This window comes from Candidatus Pelagisphaera phototrophica, assembly GCF_014529625.1.
GTDB lineage: Bacteria > Verrucomicrobiota > Verrucomicrobiia > Opitutales > Opitutaceae > Pelagisphaera > Pelagisphaera phototrophica.
Map to the genome: position 1 here is coordinate 3321243 of NZ_CP076039.1, position 15992 is coordinate 3337234.

General features: G+C 47.7%; 15 protein-coding genes and 1 other RNA gene. 6 read left to right on the plus strand and 10 right to left on the minus strand.

What is annotated here, in order from left to right:
• Positions 1–158: 158 nt before the first annotated feature.
• Positions 159–1097 carry a phosphopantetheine-binding protein gene (locus GA004_RS14230; RefSeq protein WP_283394541.1) on the minus strand — a complete coding sequence of 313 codons (939 nt, stop codon included), beginning with the start codon at positions 1095–1097 and terminating at the stop codon, positions 159–161.
• Positions 1098–1328: 231 nt separating this feature from the next.
• Here GA004_RS14230 and GA004_RS14235 point away from each other — a divergent pair, with 231 nt between their 5' ends.
• Together GA004_RS14235 and GA004_RS14240 are read left to right on the plus strand one after the other, a co-directional pair.
• Positions 1329–2465: a glycosyltransferase family 4 protein gene (locus GA004_RS14235; RefSeq protein ID WP_283394542.1), complete on the plus strand. Its 1137-nt coding sequence runs from the start codon at positions 1329–1331 to the stop codon at positions 2463–2465.
• A gap of 48 nt (positions 2466–2513) precedes the next feature.
• Entirely contained in the window at positions 2514–2912 is a 399-nt protein-coding gene (locus GA004_RS14240; RefSeq protein WP_283394543.1) for an acyl-CoA thioesterase, read from the plus strand.
• A gap of 45 nt (positions 2913–2957) precedes the next feature.
• On the opposite strand, the gene queG is transcribed toward GA004_RS14240, so the two are convergent.
• Both queG and GA004_RS14250 read right to left on the minus strand, forming a co-directional pair.
• Complete coding sequence (gene queG / locus GA004_RS14245; RefSeq protein WP_283394544.1) at positions 2958–4163, minus strand: tRNA epoxyqueuosine(34) reductase QueG; 1206 nt, start codon at positions 4161–4163, stop codon at positions 2958–2960.
• The gene (locus tag GA004_RS14250) at positions 4160–4735 is read right to left on the minus strand and encodes a shikimate kinase (protein WP_283394545.1); all 576 of its coding nucleotides are present in this window, start codon (positions 4733–4735) and stop codon (positions 4160–4162) included. Before GA004_RS14250 ends, queG begins: the two co-directional genes overlap by 4 nt.
• 68 nt (positions 4736–4803) lie before the next feature.
• On the opposite strand from GA004_RS14250, the gene mnmM reads away from it, so the two are divergent.
• The gene (mnmM, locus tag GA004_RS14255) at positions 4804–6450 is read left to right on the plus strand and encodes a tRNA 5-(aminomethyl)-2-thiouridylate-methyltransferase MnmM (RefSeq protein WP_283394546.1); all 1647 of its coding nucleotides are present in this window, start codon (positions 4804–4806) and stop codon (positions 6448–6450) included.
• 11 nt (positions 6451–6461) lie between these two features.
• Here the strand turns inward: mnmM and GA004_RS14260 are convergent, their stop codons facing one another.
• The 7 genes from GA004_RS14260 to GA004_RS14290 form a co-directional block, all read right to left on the minus strand.
• Complete coding sequence (locus tag GA004_RS14260; protein WP_283394547.1) at positions 6462–8660, minus strand: DNA polymerase domain-containing protein; 2199 nt, start codon at positions 8658–8660, stop codon at positions 6462–6464.
• Entirely contained in the window at positions 8660–9001 is a 342-nt protein-coding gene (locus tag GA004_RS14265) for a SirB2 family protein (protein ID WP_283394548.1), read from the minus strand. Before GA004_RS14265 ends, GA004_RS14260 begins: the two co-directional genes overlap by 1 nt.
• A 96-nt stretch (positions 9002–9097) precedes the next feature.
• Positions 9098–9279, minus strand: a non-coding RNA gene (gene ssrS, locus GA004_RS14270) — 6S RNA.
• Between the two features lie 58 nt (positions 9280–9337).
• Complete coding sequence (locus GA004_RS14275; protein WP_283394549.1) at positions 9338–9850, minus strand: hypothetical protein; 513 nt, start codon at positions 9848–9850, stop codon at positions 9338–9340.
• Positions 9847–10296, minus strand: a complete 450-nt coding sequence (locus GA004_RS14280) for a hypothetical protein (protein ID WP_283394550.1) — start codon at positions 10294–10296, stop codon at positions 9847–9849. The genes GA004_RS14275 and GA004_RS14280 overlap by 4 nt, the downstream gene beginning before the upstream one ends.
• Positions 10280–10591, minus strand: coding sequence for an ATP-dependent Clp protease adaptor ClpS (locus GA004_RS14285; RefSeq protein WP_283394551.1), 312 nt, complete (start codon positions 10589–10591; stop codon positions 10280–10282). Before GA004_RS14285 ends, GA004_RS14280 begins: the two co-directional genes overlap by 17 nt.
• A 2-nt stretch (positions 10592–10593) precedes the next feature.
• Positions 10594–12363, minus strand: a complete 1770-nt coding sequence (locus GA004_RS14290) for a proline--tRNA ligase (protein ID WP_283394552.1) — start codon at positions 12361–12363, stop codon at positions 10594–10596.
• A gap of 112 nt (positions 12364–12475) precedes the next feature.
• On the opposite strand from GA004_RS14290, the gene GA004_RS14295 reads away from it, so the two are divergent.
• From GA004_RS14295 to GA004_RS14305, 3 genes are all read left to right on the plus strand, one after another.
• On the plus strand, positions 12476–13171 hold the full coding sequence (locus GA004_RS14295; RefSeq protein ID WP_283394553.1) for a hypothetical protein: 696 nt from the start codon (positions 12476–12478) through the stop codon (positions 13169–13171).
• A gap of 126 nt (positions 13172–13297) precedes the next feature.
• A complete protein-coding gene (argA, locus tag GA004_RS14300) occupies positions 13298–14617 on the plus strand; it encodes an amino-acid N-acetyltransferase (protein ID WP_283394554.1) in 1320 nt (439 codons plus the stop codon).
• A gap of 366 nt (positions 14618–14983) precedes the next feature.
• Positions 14984–15877, plus strand: a complete 894-nt coding sequence (locus GA004_RS14305) for a metallophosphoesterase (protein ID WP_283394555.1) — start codon at positions 14984–14986, stop codon at positions 15875–15877.
• Positions 15878–15992: the final 115 nt, after the last annotated feature.

The following is a 15992-nucleotide window of genomic DNA, read 5'->3' on the forward strand; positions in this document are numbered from 1 at the left end:
GTAAGTAGCCTCGCTTAATCTTCAGATCAAAAATAAAACAGGCCCAAGCGGCAATGAAGTCCAGACTTTAAACAAAGCCCTCTCATACGAGACAGCCAATCCGGTCTTCCAAAAAAACCGGGGTGGGGCAAAAGTCCCTTGGAACATTGGACTAACCTTTAATGGGTTCCGTTACTTGAGTAAGCGTTGCCGTTCAATTCTGATGACGGGGTAGCTCCATTGCCCGAGCCGTTTGCCGTTAGCTCCAAAGGCTTGAACGCCAAAGTAATTTCCTCTGCGACAACCGTTTTTTCCCCATTTACCGTAATTTGCCCCGAAAAAACCGCCAAGGGAGTTCTTGCCCGTTTCAATTTGACGCTTAGATCGAGTATGTCACCCGGTTTGCACACCCGATAGCAACGGACGCCGTCCGCTCCGGTAAAGTAAACTTCTGTAGAATCAATGGCAGACTGAATTTCTTCTGGAGCCTTCTTTAATAACGAAAAGACGGCGAGCTGTCCTAAAGACTCTAGCATTATGGAAGCAGGAAATACGGGGTTCCCTTTGAAGTGTCCCTCAAGAAATTGCTCTCGACCCGAAATTGTATACCGTCCAACCGCATCTCGATCTGACAAGTTTACCTGCTCCAAAAACAAAAAGGGCTCTTGCTGCGGCATCACTGCCGCCACCTGCTCGATCGAATAGAACTCACTCTTGCCTCCCTTTGAAATTCCCGTTAACTTCTCCTCTATGAACGATTTCAAATCACCAATCGATCTCAGATTCATCAGCTCGTCATTTTTGACCGATACACCAAGGGACTCTTCTACCATCATTATGGCTTCTATCATGGTCAACGAATCCATCCCCAAATCTTCCATAAATTGGATTGAATCGTCGCCGCTTCTGAGCTTACCCACGGCTTCAGGATCAAGAAATCGCTCCACGATCCCCAAAACGATCACAGGTACAAAGGCACTGTCTTTCGTGGTTCGGTAATTCAAAGCGGCCTCCAACGTAGCCGAAGAGCACCGTTTTAAAGTCTCCCTCAGCAACGCCTCGCTCCCGGAAGTTGGCGATCCTGCGATTTTTTCCCTAGTAATTGTCTGGTCTGACATTGTTAAGGATAGCAAAGGTCGCAGTGGCAGGTTTGTAAATCCTAAACATGGCTCTTTAAAATAGAAATTGGCCCAGCCATACCTTGCCTTGGGGTATTGGGCTCATACCGCACATGGAGGCAGTCCACCTGAGCTAGGGCCTACCAGCTAGACTGTTCTATTTAGGTCTTGTGAACCGCTTATCCCTTCAATTGCTTCCTTAATGGTTGTTCGAATCCGCCTCACTGGCCTATGAGTATCGCTTCCAGTCCTCCCATCCTTCTTATTTCACACGAGTTTTTCCCAAAAAGGGGTGGAATCGCTACATACTCTGAAGAAATCGCGCGAGGGGCTGCAAGCAACGGGCGAGAAATTGAAGTCTGGGCTCCGAAGTCTGAATCAATCGCCAACCACAACTTCCCGTTCCACGTAAGACAACTGGATTTAAAAGGATCGCAAGACTTGCTCTGCCAGTTAAAGCTCGCCCGAGAGTGGCAAAGAAACCGTGGAGCGATTAGAAACTCGATCGTCCATCTGACCGACCCTGGACCCATTCTAGCAACGCGCTACATCCAGTATTTCAGATCCTTGAAGCCCCACCGACTTGTACTCACCTTTCATGGTTCGGAAATCATCCGATTTGCAGGGAAGCCTTTCACTAAGGCACTGATAAACAAAATTATAAAGAGGTGCGACCGCATTCATGTATTGTCCAGATATTCGAGATCCCTTCTCGAGCGATACTTTCCCGAATCGATACCCAAAATACTTGTAATCCCCGGAGCCCTGAAGTCCGACTTTCGCGTCCCCGAAATTAAGGAAAGCAATATCACTGGCCCTCTCATCATACTAACAGTGGGTCGCCTCCATCCCCGAAAGGGGCAAGCTGATACCATAGATGCCCTCAAGAGGTTACCCGAATCGACACGTCAGATAATCGAATTCTGGGTCGTCGGTTCGGGAGGCAAATTCAGATATGGTGAAGAACTGAAGCACAAAGCAAAAGAAGCGGGATTCCGAGTTAAGTTTTTTGGCGACGTTTCCGGCGAGAAACTGCAAGAGCTTTATGCAAAAGCCGACATTTTCGCACTAAACAGCGTATATTTCCGGAAAAGCGTCGAGGGCTATGGTCTGGTCTACTTGGAAGCCGCTGCTTTCGGCCTTCCTATTGTTGCCCATCGCGTTGGGGGCGTTTCCGAAGCTGTATCCCATATGAATAACGGCATTCTGGTGAAACCGCATGATCAAGAAGCCTTAACAGAGGCCTTCAATCGATTGGTTCAAGATCCGGCTCTTCGGGAAAACATGGGAAATCACGGAAGGATTTGGTCACAACGCTTCAGTTGGAATCAAATTGCAAATGAGCTCTACAACGACATCGTTATGTAGGGCCAATTCCTAAATTCTCTAATACGCACGAAATAAAAACCCTATCCAATGATAACCAGTGTATCCACGATTGAAGTTCGCTACTCGGAAACCGATATGATGGGGATTGTATACCACGCAAGCTACCTACCCTGGCTTGAGCTTGGAAGAACGAACCTCTTGAAAGAAACTGGCGTTTCCTACTCATCGATCGAACAATCCGGTTTTTTCCTCCCCGTAGTCGAGATCCAAATGAAGTATCGGCGTCCCGCAAAGTATGACGATACCATCACAATAAAGACGACTATGAAAGAAAAGCCGTTCGCCAAAATCCGTCTAGACTACGAACTGTACAAAAACAACGAACTGATCGCTACTGGCTACAGCATTCACGCTTTCACAAATAAGTCAGGACAACCAATCAAGGCCCCGCGGCAATTTACAGAAGCTTTTAACCAGGCTTTTTAAGGATAACGGGCGAAGAGCCGAAACGGTCACTTGATTAAACCTTTATCAGCTGGTTAAAGCTAGCTTCTCTTCCCACCACGAATATTCCTCCAGCGTCGCTTCATCGTCTTCTGATCGCCGCGACTCGTCTAGAATCTTGCTAGCTCGCTCGCTAAAAAGGCGATATAAAGCCCACACGGCATGCGGCCTGACTATAGCCTCCTCACATTGAGCGAGCGACTGCAATGCCATCTTCACTCGATTTAGCCAGTCTGGATCATCTACTTCGCCCCATTCGTTCGGCTCGTGCAAATTCCCCGCGACAATACACGCATTCCTCAGAAGCCCTCTCAATTTCAGTCTCTTAATTGGAGTCTTTCTAAAAACTGTACGAAACATTTCCCTATCCATATTAAGGATATCCAGTAATCCCAGTTCCCCGATATCGTAGCGACTGCTCAACAAGAATTGTTTCCCGGACTTCGCAAATCGATTCCAGGGACAGACATCGAGACAAATGTCGCACCCGAATATTTGGCTCCCGATTCCAGAACGTATTTCTCTAGGAATGATACCCTTATTCTCGATCGTTTGATAGGAAATGCATCTATTGGCATCAAGCAATCCCGGCTCTACAATCGCATCGGTAGGACAGGAGTCTATGCAGCGCCGGCATTTCCCACACAGCAGCCCCATCTCAATATCGTGAGCAGATTCACTTTGTCGTTTCTTCAGAGGCTGATCTGGTTCTATTTCAAGTTTGGTGATTAATGTAGCAAGCAGAAGCCAATTACCATGCGTCTTGGATATCAGCATTCCATTCTTTCCTTGCCAGCCCATACCAGAAGCTGCCGCCCAACCTCTTTCCATCACAGGACCAGTATCAACATAGTAACGATAATCACTGGAACTAAGCTCGTAGCGCTCCTCCAGAAATACCCCCATTTTTTTCAATCCTTTCAAGACAGTGTCGTGATAATCATCATACAAACTATATTTTCCCCAACGCTTTTGACTCCGTGCTTCCAGCTCGGTCGGCAAGTAATTAACACCTAGCATAATCACAGAACATGCATCTTTTAGAACCAACTGCGGATCGAGGCGTTTCTCAATTGAGTTCTGCAGCCACTTCATGTCCGCGTGATACCCAAGCTCAATCCACTCCTCTAGCCGATTGGGAGCAATCGGGCTCAGATCGGTAAAGCGCACTTCATCAAAGCCAAGCTCCTCAAGTTCTCCCCTGAGACCTTCTTTCTCCACTTCTCCAATCATGAATCTGCTTTCCAGAATCGAGCTTCGCTTCGGTAAATACGAATAACGTGGGAAGCTATATCAGAGATAGTGCGTCCATCCGTCAGAACTTCAGTGCCCGCTTTTTTGTAGATCGGTTCACGTTCACTCAGTAGTTCACAAATTCTGGACATCGGATCCTCGACATTCAGCAAAGGGCGTTTCTTATTTCCCTTAATTCGTTCGTACACCGTCTCAGGCGAAGCTAGCAAGCAAACGACCGGACCCAGACTACGTATCTTCTTCAGCATTCCTTGCTGGGCGATGAGTCCCCCACCGCAAGACACGACACAAGACGCTTTCGGGTGGCCACTTTCAACGAAAGACTTTTCCAACTTACGAAAAAAAGCCTCACCCTCAGTATCGAAAATCTGTCTGATTTCCCGCCCCTCCTTTTCTTCGATCGCACGATCGCTATCAAGGAAGCGATACTTTAGACGCTCCGCAACCGACCTTCCAACCGCACTCTTACCGGTCCCCATAAATCCTACTAGGTATAAATTTGGTTTTGCTTGATTACGATTGCTTATCATGGGATTGCGCCAACTTTTCACGAAAGGCTTGTTTCTTTATATCACCTGGAAAGATAGTCTAGGCGATTTATTAAACGAAGAAACCCGTTATGGTCACCAATACAGGAGAATACGATTGCCTCATATTTGGAGGGGGGTTGGCAGGGTCTGTTCTCGCGTGGACCTTGATAGAGGAAGGTAAACGGCCCCTCCTCATTGGCAATACCGGAAAATCCCGATGCTCCCATGTGGCTGCAGGACTCATCAATCCGATCGGAGGCAAGCGGTTAAACCTAGTTTGGGAAGCAGAGAGACATATTCTCTATGCTCGAAATTTTTACCTCCGACTCCAATCGAAATTCGATCGCCAATATTACGCGGAACGAAGAATCGCCCGGATTTTTTCCGGCGACAAGGAGCAAAAGCTGTGGGATGCGAAGAAAAAAATAGTCGCGTACAAAAAATGGACCTCACCACTTACCAAAGAGGATATTCCAGATGCTTGTAGTACGAAAGAGCTTTTTGGATTTGCCATAAAAGGGGCTGGAATTGTTAAGATTTCAGAACTAATTGGAGACGTACACGAGGAGCTCGCTCAAAGAGACGCTATCGAAAATACTGACTTTGACTACCAGGATATCGGGTTTAAAAATGATCGTGTAACCTGGAGAAGTTCCAATGCTCCCATCGCTGTATTTACGGAAGGCCACCTCGCTACAGACAATCCTTGGTTTAAGTTCGTACCATACCGACCAGCCAAAGGAGTCATCGGCCGCATTAAGACCAATGTTCAGCTATCGGATACCATTATCATTCAAGGAAAGTTCCTCATTCCCAGGCAAGATGGATCAGCGATTGTTGGAGCTACATACAATTGGGAAGACAGGAGCGACGAACCCGACAGGAATGGAATAGCCGAAATCGAATCTTTCCTGAGAAAGCTCATGGGCAACCATTGGAGCTGGTTGGAGATTTTCGCTGGCGTACGACCTACAATTCCGGGGGCGATGCCGGCAGTTGGCCCACACCCAGAACAACGAAATTTATTTTCATTCAACGGATTCGGTAGTAAAGGTGCCACTCAAATTCCCATCCTCGCAGACGGACTTTATAGATTCATATGGGAAGGTAAGCCACTTCCTAAAGAGATCTTGCCCGCCCGATTCAAAAAAGAGCCAAATCCACTTTCCAAAAGGTGGATTGCAGTGGAGATCGCCCGTGATCGCGTAATGCGGCACCTTAAACCAGGTGACACTGCCATAGATGCAACAACAGGGAATGGTCACGACACACTCTGGCTTGCCCAATCAGTAGGTCCTAATGGAGATGTATATGCATTCGACATACAAGAGTGCGCGATCGATATTGCTAGAAAAAAAATCGACAATTTAAGTATCGAAACCCAAACTACATTTCTAAAGGCCTGCCATTCTCGAATGATGAGCCAACTACCCTTAAACATCAAGGCCAAGGCAATACTCTTCAACCTCGGCTACCTGCCCAAAGGAGACAAGTCAATCGTCACGAGAATTGACACCACCATTTCAGCCTTGGACCAGTCCCTTACGATTCTTCATCCCAATGGAATCATCAGTATCGTCATCTATCCTGGACATCAAGGTGGCACTTCAGAAGCTGACGGAATATTGAATTGGACCCAATCAATCGACGACAGCTCATATGAAACGGAATTCGTATCCAACCCCTCAGGAAATCCGAAATCCCCCCATCTCCTTTTTATTCAAAAACGTGCCTAGCCGTCCATTTCCTATTCAAACAGTTCTTTCTGATCTGTGTTCTTCACCAAATCTGGGTGAAAAGGAGCGTAGCGTTTCCTCCAGTCATCCATTTTTTTAATGTAGTACTTCGGATCATACGGAGCTGTTTCTACATCGAAAAACTCCACTGGATTAGCCCGTTGCCAGTCTGTGGTTTGACCTTTTTCCTTAGGAGAAATATAGTAGGATATACGATCTCCCATCCGAGCATTCTCTCCCAATTTCAACGCGACCTCCGCTGAAGCGCGCCTTGGTTTCCCTCCGGAATCGATCTTCTTTCTATACGCTTCTGGATTCTGGCTCAAAATCTCGGATTTCGCGAGACTCTTGACAGGGAAATCACTCTTTTCAATTTTGGACTCTATCTCAAGTGCGAGCGTTACTGGATCTTCCTCAGAAGCCCCTAGTAGAAAACGAATCAGCTTTTGCGTGAGTGATCTTAAGAAAGGCTCTACACCGCGAGATCTCATTGCCGAGCCTCGGATGATGACTTTGGCACCATCGTAAAGCGCGTAATTCTTCGCTTTGTAGCAAAACATCGCCTCGTAGCGACCGTCATATTCCAACTCTATTCCTTCAGGTAAAACTTCTTGCGCCTGGCGAAGCAACCTTCCCGGATCGTCAAAGTATTCATTCGCCTCGACGTAAATACCATCTGTATCCGCTTCCAGAGGAGAGCACCCTACTCCTTCAAAAAAGGTTATGAGAGACAGGAGGATCTCCCGACCTTTTGCCGTCACTTCAGCGGCAAGGTTCGCATCGCCAAACCGAGCTCCCGCAAAACCCAGATAGCCATAAAACGAGTTTATGAGAACCTTGAAGCTAGTCTGCCGCGCATTGTATTCTGATGCCAATACCGAATCCTTCGATTCCTGAGCCAGCTTTTTAAACTTCATTCGATACTCACGCAACTGTCGTAACATGGGAATAAAGACCCCCTCTGTGTCTGGCTCGGGATTACGGCCAATCAAAAGCAACAAACTAGGATAAAGAGAGGCGACATCGAAATGCAGCACTCGTTTGAAAACGCCATCCTTGAAACTCGCCGTATACCCTCCGGCAAATGTATGTGACTCGCTCGGGAATGGGCACGCTGCTTCCAAATGGAAGTACTTCTCCTGAAAAACGAGATCAACCTTACTTGCCGTACCCCTTAAACAAGCCTCCTGCAAGGTGGTGGGAAATGCTTTCGTTTGCTCGAAGTAAGTCGGGAGCAAACGGTCCGCGACCCCTTTGGTCTCCCTGAGATCGTCCCGCAAATAGCCCAAGAAACGATCACGATCATCCTCAAACATGTACTGAATATCTGAACCCTCAATGTAGACTCGATCTCCTCCATCATCAGGAGTCACTCCCATATATCGGGCTACGTCTTTCAGTCCGTACGACATCAGTTCTCTCTTTGTGATGTCATGTATTTGAATAAGGATAAACGTATCCACAACTTCTCGACCGGGAAGGTCGCAGCGCGGATAGTCAATCCAACGTTCCGCCACCCTTAATCTACTGTTTCTAAAAGCCGCCTTCTGCCCAAACCGACCCCATTGCATAGGGACCTTCAATTTCTGACACCTACGTCTCAGATACTCAAAATCGAATTTGAATATATTATGCCCCTCGACCACATCGGGATCCCAATCCTGGAACCGTTCGTTCAACTGGCACAACAAATTCCGTTCCGCCTCGTCCGTTCTTTCTGCAAGAACGAATGTTTCGAGTTTCTCCCCACATTGAACTCCAATCGCGAGTACCCGATCCTCTTTTCGTTTCGGATCACTGAAACCTCCCTTTTCTGAACAAGCAGTCTCGATATCCAGCTGCATTCGCCGCAATTCCAAAAACGGCATTTCTTCAAAAAGCCGTGTCTGATGGGAGAGCAAATACTGCTGCTCCAATTGACGTATCCAGTCTATGGAACCTGTTCGCCTCTTCTCTTTTACAAACTCGCGGTAATCCTCGATATCCTCGAACGCTACCAGATGATTATAAGCCGCGCTTCCGGACAACGAAGTAACGGACGCACCGACAACAAGATCGCCGAGGGCGTTATCCATCGCCCACACGAAAGGTGAGAATCCGACAATTTCCGTTTTTCGAGCTCCCTCTCCGTCATCCCAAGCAAGATGAGTCTGTCCTTCAGGACTAATCCAAACGCCGCAAAACGCAGGTCCTGAATCCCCAACCGACATCAGAAAGGTCGAAAGTAGACCATGAACACCGCTATTCCAACCGAGACTACTAGGCCTGCTTGAATGAAGGATTTCGACTTCTTGTACGCCATTCCACCTAGACCCGAGACAAACAGCCAAGCCAAAATCTTCACAATGACCCAACCTTGCCCGAAATTGTTATTGTGCAACTTCGCCATTAACCCAAAACCTCCGACAAAGGCGATCAGGGCAAGGATCCCCGTAACGATCGCCATGATCTTCTTCTTGTGCTTTTGCGGGTTCGCTGCAATCGCAAAAGTTAATCCAGTCAGAAGGATAATTGAAAAAACGTGTAAGAAATAATAGATCTTTGGATCCATACTACTACTAGTGGGTGTGTTTTCCGTGCGGTGGCAAACGTTAAAAATACCGGTTAATCGGCATTTTTTCTCTGAGCAGTTTTAGAAGAAAAAATCACGCGCCCCACCACAGTGCCGTACGCCAAAAGGCTCTCTGTCCTTGGTAAGTCCAAGTGGGCAACATCAGAACAAACTCTGCGGTCCGGTTTACGGCTGAGCATCCTTCATCCCTCACGTCTCCCGTCAAATTAAGGTCGGCAAAGAGCAGTTGATCAACGCCTCGAACACGGCCGGGCGCGTGAACCTTGGGAAACTAGGGAACCCACCTCCGTGGTCAATAGGAATGCCTGTAAATCTTTACTTTTCTTTCTTTTTTGACGCTGCCCATAGGTAATACACCCCACGATACAAGTATATGGAAATCAATAAGTTAACAATTACCACCCGTAATGTATAGCCAACCGCCATTTCCAATTCCGGCGACGGGACTACCAGAATAAGAAATCCAGCTATTCCAACCACGAAGTCCCAGAAGCGCTTAGGGGAATGCGTTGCCAACGCTGTTAACGCAAAGAACAGCCACGCAATGCCCACCACCAGAGAAGCCGTCATAAATCTATCTCCAGCCCCAATCGTTTCTCGATTAGACTTAATCAACCCGGCAACCAAAAGCAGAGCCTGATTAAAGAGGACAAAGCAGGAAACCAGTAAAACGGAAAGCTGCCATGAGGCGGGAAGAGCATCCTTCCCCATTGGGATCTTCGCAGCCAGCGCACATCCTGCAGAACAATGGCGATGTTCCAGTATTAGAGCAGCCCCGCAAATCAGGCAGACTTTTTTCTCTTTCGATCTCTCGGACTTCTCCTTCATGGGTCCATTCGCGAAATTATCAGCTCTTGCAGACTCGCAAATAAAACATAGGCTCCGTATCCACTTTCCTGTTCATTGGTTAACTCGGACAGTCTCAATTCACCACTCTCAAGTAGCTCATCATCTATACTCGCTAGGGTCGACTCCCGCAGCTTTAAACGGATTACGGTGCATCCTTTTAAAACCAAGTCCACATCTTCCTCATCGACAGTAGCTCTACCGGTTTCCATGAAATCGTCGTCAAAAAGTTCTGCTATCGCTGTAATGTCTTTTCTTTGAGAATTGAGAAGATCCCTCGACCAAAAGTCGGTCATGATTTCATCATCCCCCGGGGCCCCGTTTGGCGTTGCCAGTTCTTCTCCCAGTTCAAGCAAAAAACCTCGCACATACTGAACAATCGGGCGAATCGCATCGGCATCTATTCTAAATTCAAGCTGACGACTCATTCTTCTCCAGGATCGCGGTTAAATGCCATTCTTGCAATTGATACAAATAGGTTTCCGCCTTTTCCCGCTCCCCTGTCCAGACGACTGAACGGCCAAGCTCGTGCACTTCCATCATATGCGCTTCAGCATCACCACGGGACATTCCCAACACCTTTTTGAACACCATCGTTACATATGACATCAAGTTGACTGGATCATTTAAGACGATTACATTCCAAACACCCGATAGTTCCGTTGTACTATCAATGCTAGTTTCAGGGGCGAAGGAACCGCCACCACCAATGAGAGACACCATCTTTATGAAGAATTCTTCTCACGTATCGCTGAAGCCACTACTTCTACGACCTCATCAATCGCTACTTTCCGGATATCATCTTCAATTCTCCATTTCAATTCGACAATGCCTTCTTTCAATCCACGCCCGCCAATCGTGACCCTCAACGGAATCCCAATTAGATCGGCATCCTTAAATTTAACTCCCGGACGTTCGTCCCTATCGTCCACCAAAACATCGGCTCCTTCCGACTCGGCCGCGACACCAATCTTTTCCGCCAAGTCTGCAGCCTCTTCCATTCCTGGATCAAGGACCGTGATAACAACCTGATAAGGAGCCACACTCCAAGGCCAAACGATACCCCATTTATCGCGAGACTGCTCGATTACCGCCTGAACCGTCCTAGAAACACCAATACCATAACACCCCATGACGGCTGGCTTTGTTTGCTTTTCAGAATCATGGAATTTCGCACCCCAAGATTCGCTCTCACTAAATTTGGTCCCCAGCTTGAAAATGTGCCCCACCTCAATAGCCCGAGCGATTTTTAGCGGTTTCCCCGACTTGGGGCAGGGCTCGCCGGGTTTTACCTGGCGAAAGTCACCGAAGTTATCGATGTCCAAATCCCTCTCAACATTTACGTGCTTTAAGTGAAATCCATCTTTGTTCGCTCCCGTCACTCCATTGCCAATAAGACGGATCGCATCATCAGCGAATACTCCATCCAACTGATCGTGCTGCTTGATCGTCCCATTTACCACTCCAAGGCTTCCCGGCTTCGCACCCATGACTGATTCAATTTCATCTGGGGTTGCCGGCCGGACAAACTCATACCCTAAACTCCCAAGCTTAGATTCCTGCAAGTCGTCACAACCACGAATCACAATCGCGAACAATTTGTCGTCACCCACATAGAGCAGCGTTTTGTACTGCCTTGCTGCGGCAACCTTATAAGGCTCCTTGGCGAGAGCATTAATCGTAGTCGCTCCAGGAGTTTCAAATTCTACTACCTCCCCTTCAGGAGCTTCGACAGAAAGACCGTCCGGCACAATCCCACTCGTCGCCTTCTCTACATTGGCAGCGTATCCACTTTCCTCACAATAAACGACATCATCATCCCCCACTTCAGCCGGCACCATAAACTCGTGGGAAAATGCTCCACCCATGATACCCGTATCGGCTTCCACTGAGATGAATGTCAGTCCGCATCGAGCGAAGAACTTTTCGTAAGCCGCCGCCATTTGATGGTAGGTTTCCTCTGCCTTTTCATCACTCTCGTCGAAACTGTACCCGTCCTTCATGATGAATTCACGAGCTCGCATCAATCCGTAGCGAGGGCGAATTTCATTTCGGTACTTAGTCTGGATTTGATAGAATGTTTTACCCAAATCTCGATAACTTGAAATCTCCGATCCGATTAATGGAGTAATCACTTCTTCATGCGTCGGACCCAAAACGTATTGCGGGTCCTCAGAAATCTTCGCGTCAGCTCCAGCGCTGCTGACCGAGTACATCACTTCGCGAACCGCATTCCAGCGAGGCCCCGCCTTCCATTGCTCTGCGGGAAGTACCGCTGGCATAAGGAGTTCGATCGCCCCTGCAGCGTTCATTTCCTCGCGGCATATCTGCGAAACCTTATCCAAGACCCGCTTGCCGAGTGGAAGAAAAGCGTAGAGGCCCCCTCCAATCTTGCGAACCAAACCCGCACGTAGCAGCAACTTATGCGATTCGATCTCCGCTTCGGCAGGACTTTCTTTAAGCGTGGGAATGTAGGCTTTGCTCCAATATTGCATCTTTCAAAACCTACCAAATGACCCCGCGTATTTCGACGCGCAATGAAAAATGACCGCTATTTCAACCGATCGTGCTTTATCTCGGGCTCAATTAGGTTTGGCTAGCCCCCTAATGAATAACGAGAGCCAAACGCCAGACTCGAAAAGATCACCAGTCGATCGCAAGCCTTGGCCGATGTGGCCGATCGCAGTTTCGATTCTTTCATTCATGGTCTTTTACACTTGGTTCCAGTTCACCTTCCGCAAAACGGAAAAACCGTACGAGCCTAGCAGGGCGATGCAGGAAAGGGTCATACAAGCCGCAAAAAAGAATCTATACGACTGGTACAGCCTGGCCGTAACCCAAATTTCTCCCATTTCAATTTCAGGAAGCGCCACAATCATCCCCAAAGTCCGGGGAGAGCCATTGGAGAATGAACTACCCTCTCAGATCGTTTACTACCTTCCGAGAAAGCCGATTCTAATTCCCAAGACTACAGGATTGAATTCCGATTTGGCTTTTAGAACAGCCGAACCCCTTACCATCGCATTGGAAATGCCGGAAGCATTTGCCGATAGCCCACTCTTTCGTCTTACGGCGCTTTACAAGGAGGGGGATCTTATTCTCCTCGCGGAAATGCGGGTCGAAAATGAAGCGAGCCTAGCGCAATTAAGCTCCGAGGGGGGGCTGAAGACGCTCCATCTTTCAATAGACACACAACCGATCGCTACGGAAAAAATAGCCGTACAACTTTTCACTACAGAAAAAACCTATCACTGGCAGGTAGAGCAATTGAGAGAGGGTATCCCCCTTTCTTCCGAATCTTAAAAAGTGACGCCATTGGCCCAATCTTTCTTAGGCATTGTCATTATTGATTTCACTCTCATAACCAATGATATCTAAAAGGTCACTATCGGTGCTTATACGTCCTTAACCGATAGCGATTAACGTAACATGGAACAAAGAATATCCAATATCAACCCAACCGATTTGCGCGGCATTCTCAATTATGTCCCAAGATTCCTGGGACAAACCTTTGTTATCTCCTTAGACGGCGCAATTATCGACAATGACAATCTACCCAACCTCCTCCTAGACATAGCGGTTCTGCGAAGCTTGCAAATCAATGTCGTCATCGCGCACGGCATAAGCAAGCAACTGTCCAAGTTGTCTTCAAGTCGCGGCATCGCAATCACCAATGCAGATGGATCATCCGTAACTGACCAAGCCACATTGGATCTTGCTATTCGAGCATCGTCGCGAGCATCCCACCAGATATTGGAAGCCCTCACTCAATCAGGCTTGAAATGCGCTATCACCAATTCAGTACGATCGACTCCTATGGGAATCATCAAAGGGGTCGATTTTCAAAGAAGTGGAAAGGTGGACCGAATTGATGCTGAATTCCTCACACACCTAATATCAAAAAGCATCATACCCATTATTCAGCCGATTGGTTTCGATCGGAACGGACATACTTTTCGAATAAACAGTGACCTTCTCGCCATCGAGGTTGCTTTCGCCCTGAAGGCCACTAAAACGATTTTTATAACCGAAAGAGACGGTCTCGAAATAGAAAACGGGTTCGCGCGCCAACTTTCTGTAGACAGACTCGAGGCGAGCCTTGGAAGTAATTCTATCAAGGAGCCCTTTCTCAGTAAAGCGGAGCAAGCCCTTGCCGGAGTTAAGGGGGGCATCGCTCGTATCCACATTTTGAATGGCAATATTCACGATGGACTTATCCGTGAGGTCTTTTCCAATGAAGGCGTCGGAACACTAGTACACGGAAACGAGTATCAGCAGATCAGGCAAGCGACTCGATCCGACGTTCCCAGAATTTTCAATCTAACGAGCGGCTCTGTGGAAAAGGAAGAGCTCACTCGCCGCTCCATTGAGTCGATCGAAAAGGACATCAACAACTTCTATGTTTACGAGATCGATGGCAACTTAGTCGGATGCGTTCTCATAACTCGATTTGAGGAGGAATCTACCACCGCGGAAATAAACACTCTGTTCGTTCACCCCTTACACCAGCGGCAGGGTGTAGGCTCAAAACTTACGAGCTTCGCCTGCCTCAAACTTAAAGATCTCGGTGTCGAACGCGTATTGGCCCTCACAACGCAAAGCGTTGGCTTTTTCGAAACCGTTGATGGGTTCACCGAAACAAGTTCCGACATTCTACCGAAAGGTCGGCGAGTCCGCTACGATTCTCACAACCGTAATTCGAAGGTTTTCCTAAAAACCCTACAAACTCCATCTGAGAAACAGATGTAGATCTAGTCTAAATAGGAACTTCCTTCAGCCGCGTTCTTGATCCGGTGCAACTTTTCAAGCCCGCCTTGGTTCATTGGATCCAGCTCTTCGAGGAGATCCTCCAAGCACCTTTTCGGCCGAGCCGACCTTGAAGCGCATGAACCGATACTATGAATGGCATCACGACTCTGACCTCCTGAACATGAGGTCCCTCTTATCATCATTTGCATTTCCTGTGACGAGGCCCTCCCTTAACCGTCGGTGATTCTCCCATATTCTTAAGATACAAGGACTTTCTCCGATCTATTATTCAAACTCGTTTTGCGATTTCTCCAAATAGGGAGATAATCTCTCTATATTTCCGAAATCCACACCGCGCCAATTTAAGTGATTAGAATTTTTTCAGACCTCCACTGGGGACACAAGGCAAGCCGCGTCAAAGAGTTAGACGTGCTGGAAAGCCTCGTTTCCGGAGTAGACACTGTGATTTTTAACGGTGACACGGTTGAACAGAAATTCGAGGATTCACCTGCTCACGTTGATCATCCGCTACCTTCCATCGGGCGTTTAAAGGATAAAATTGAAAGCCTTGATTCGAAGGCCATCTTCCTCACTGGAAACCACGATCCGGAAGTCTCCCAGGCCCATTACTGCACAATCGACAATGGGTCCGTGCTGATCACCCACGGCGATGCCATATTTGACGCGATTGCTCCCTGGAGTGCAAACGCCAGAATACTCAAAAAGTTGGTCGAACAAGGGCTGGGAAAGTACCATGCAGATGGATCCAATCCTTTCTACGACCACCTTCAGGTGTTCAAGGAAGCTTCAATCAAAGAGCACGCCATTCTGAAGGACTACGATCCCACTGTCTGGGGAAAGATCGAAGTTTTCGTTCGTCAAGCCTGGCCCCCCAATCGGCCACTAAAAATTTTAGAATGCTGGGAAAACGCTCCGAAAAAGGCTACGGGTCTAATGACTCAATTCGGGATGTCACCCGATTTCCTGATAATCGGGCACACCCATAAGCCAGATATTTCGGTTATTGGCGGAACCACTGTCATTAATACCGGTGCTTTCCTTCCTTGGCCCGGTGCAACTGCCGTCGATATTGATTCAACGGGCATCACCGTTCGAAAAGTCATGCACCGAAAAGGAGAGTTTTCGCTCGGTGAAACCGTGAAGCGATTCAAAAAGGAGATTGATCTTCAATCGCTTGAAACACCCGTTCCCAAGAACAATAAAATTCGCTCTAGAGCCGATTCACAGGTATTTGCATAAGGACGTTCGCAAAAAGCAGCCTGATTAGGCACTCCCCTGACCTAGATCTCTCTCTATTAGAAGACCCGGATTGAGGTATTTCCCCAACCCCCATTAGGCATATCCGTTCATCTCC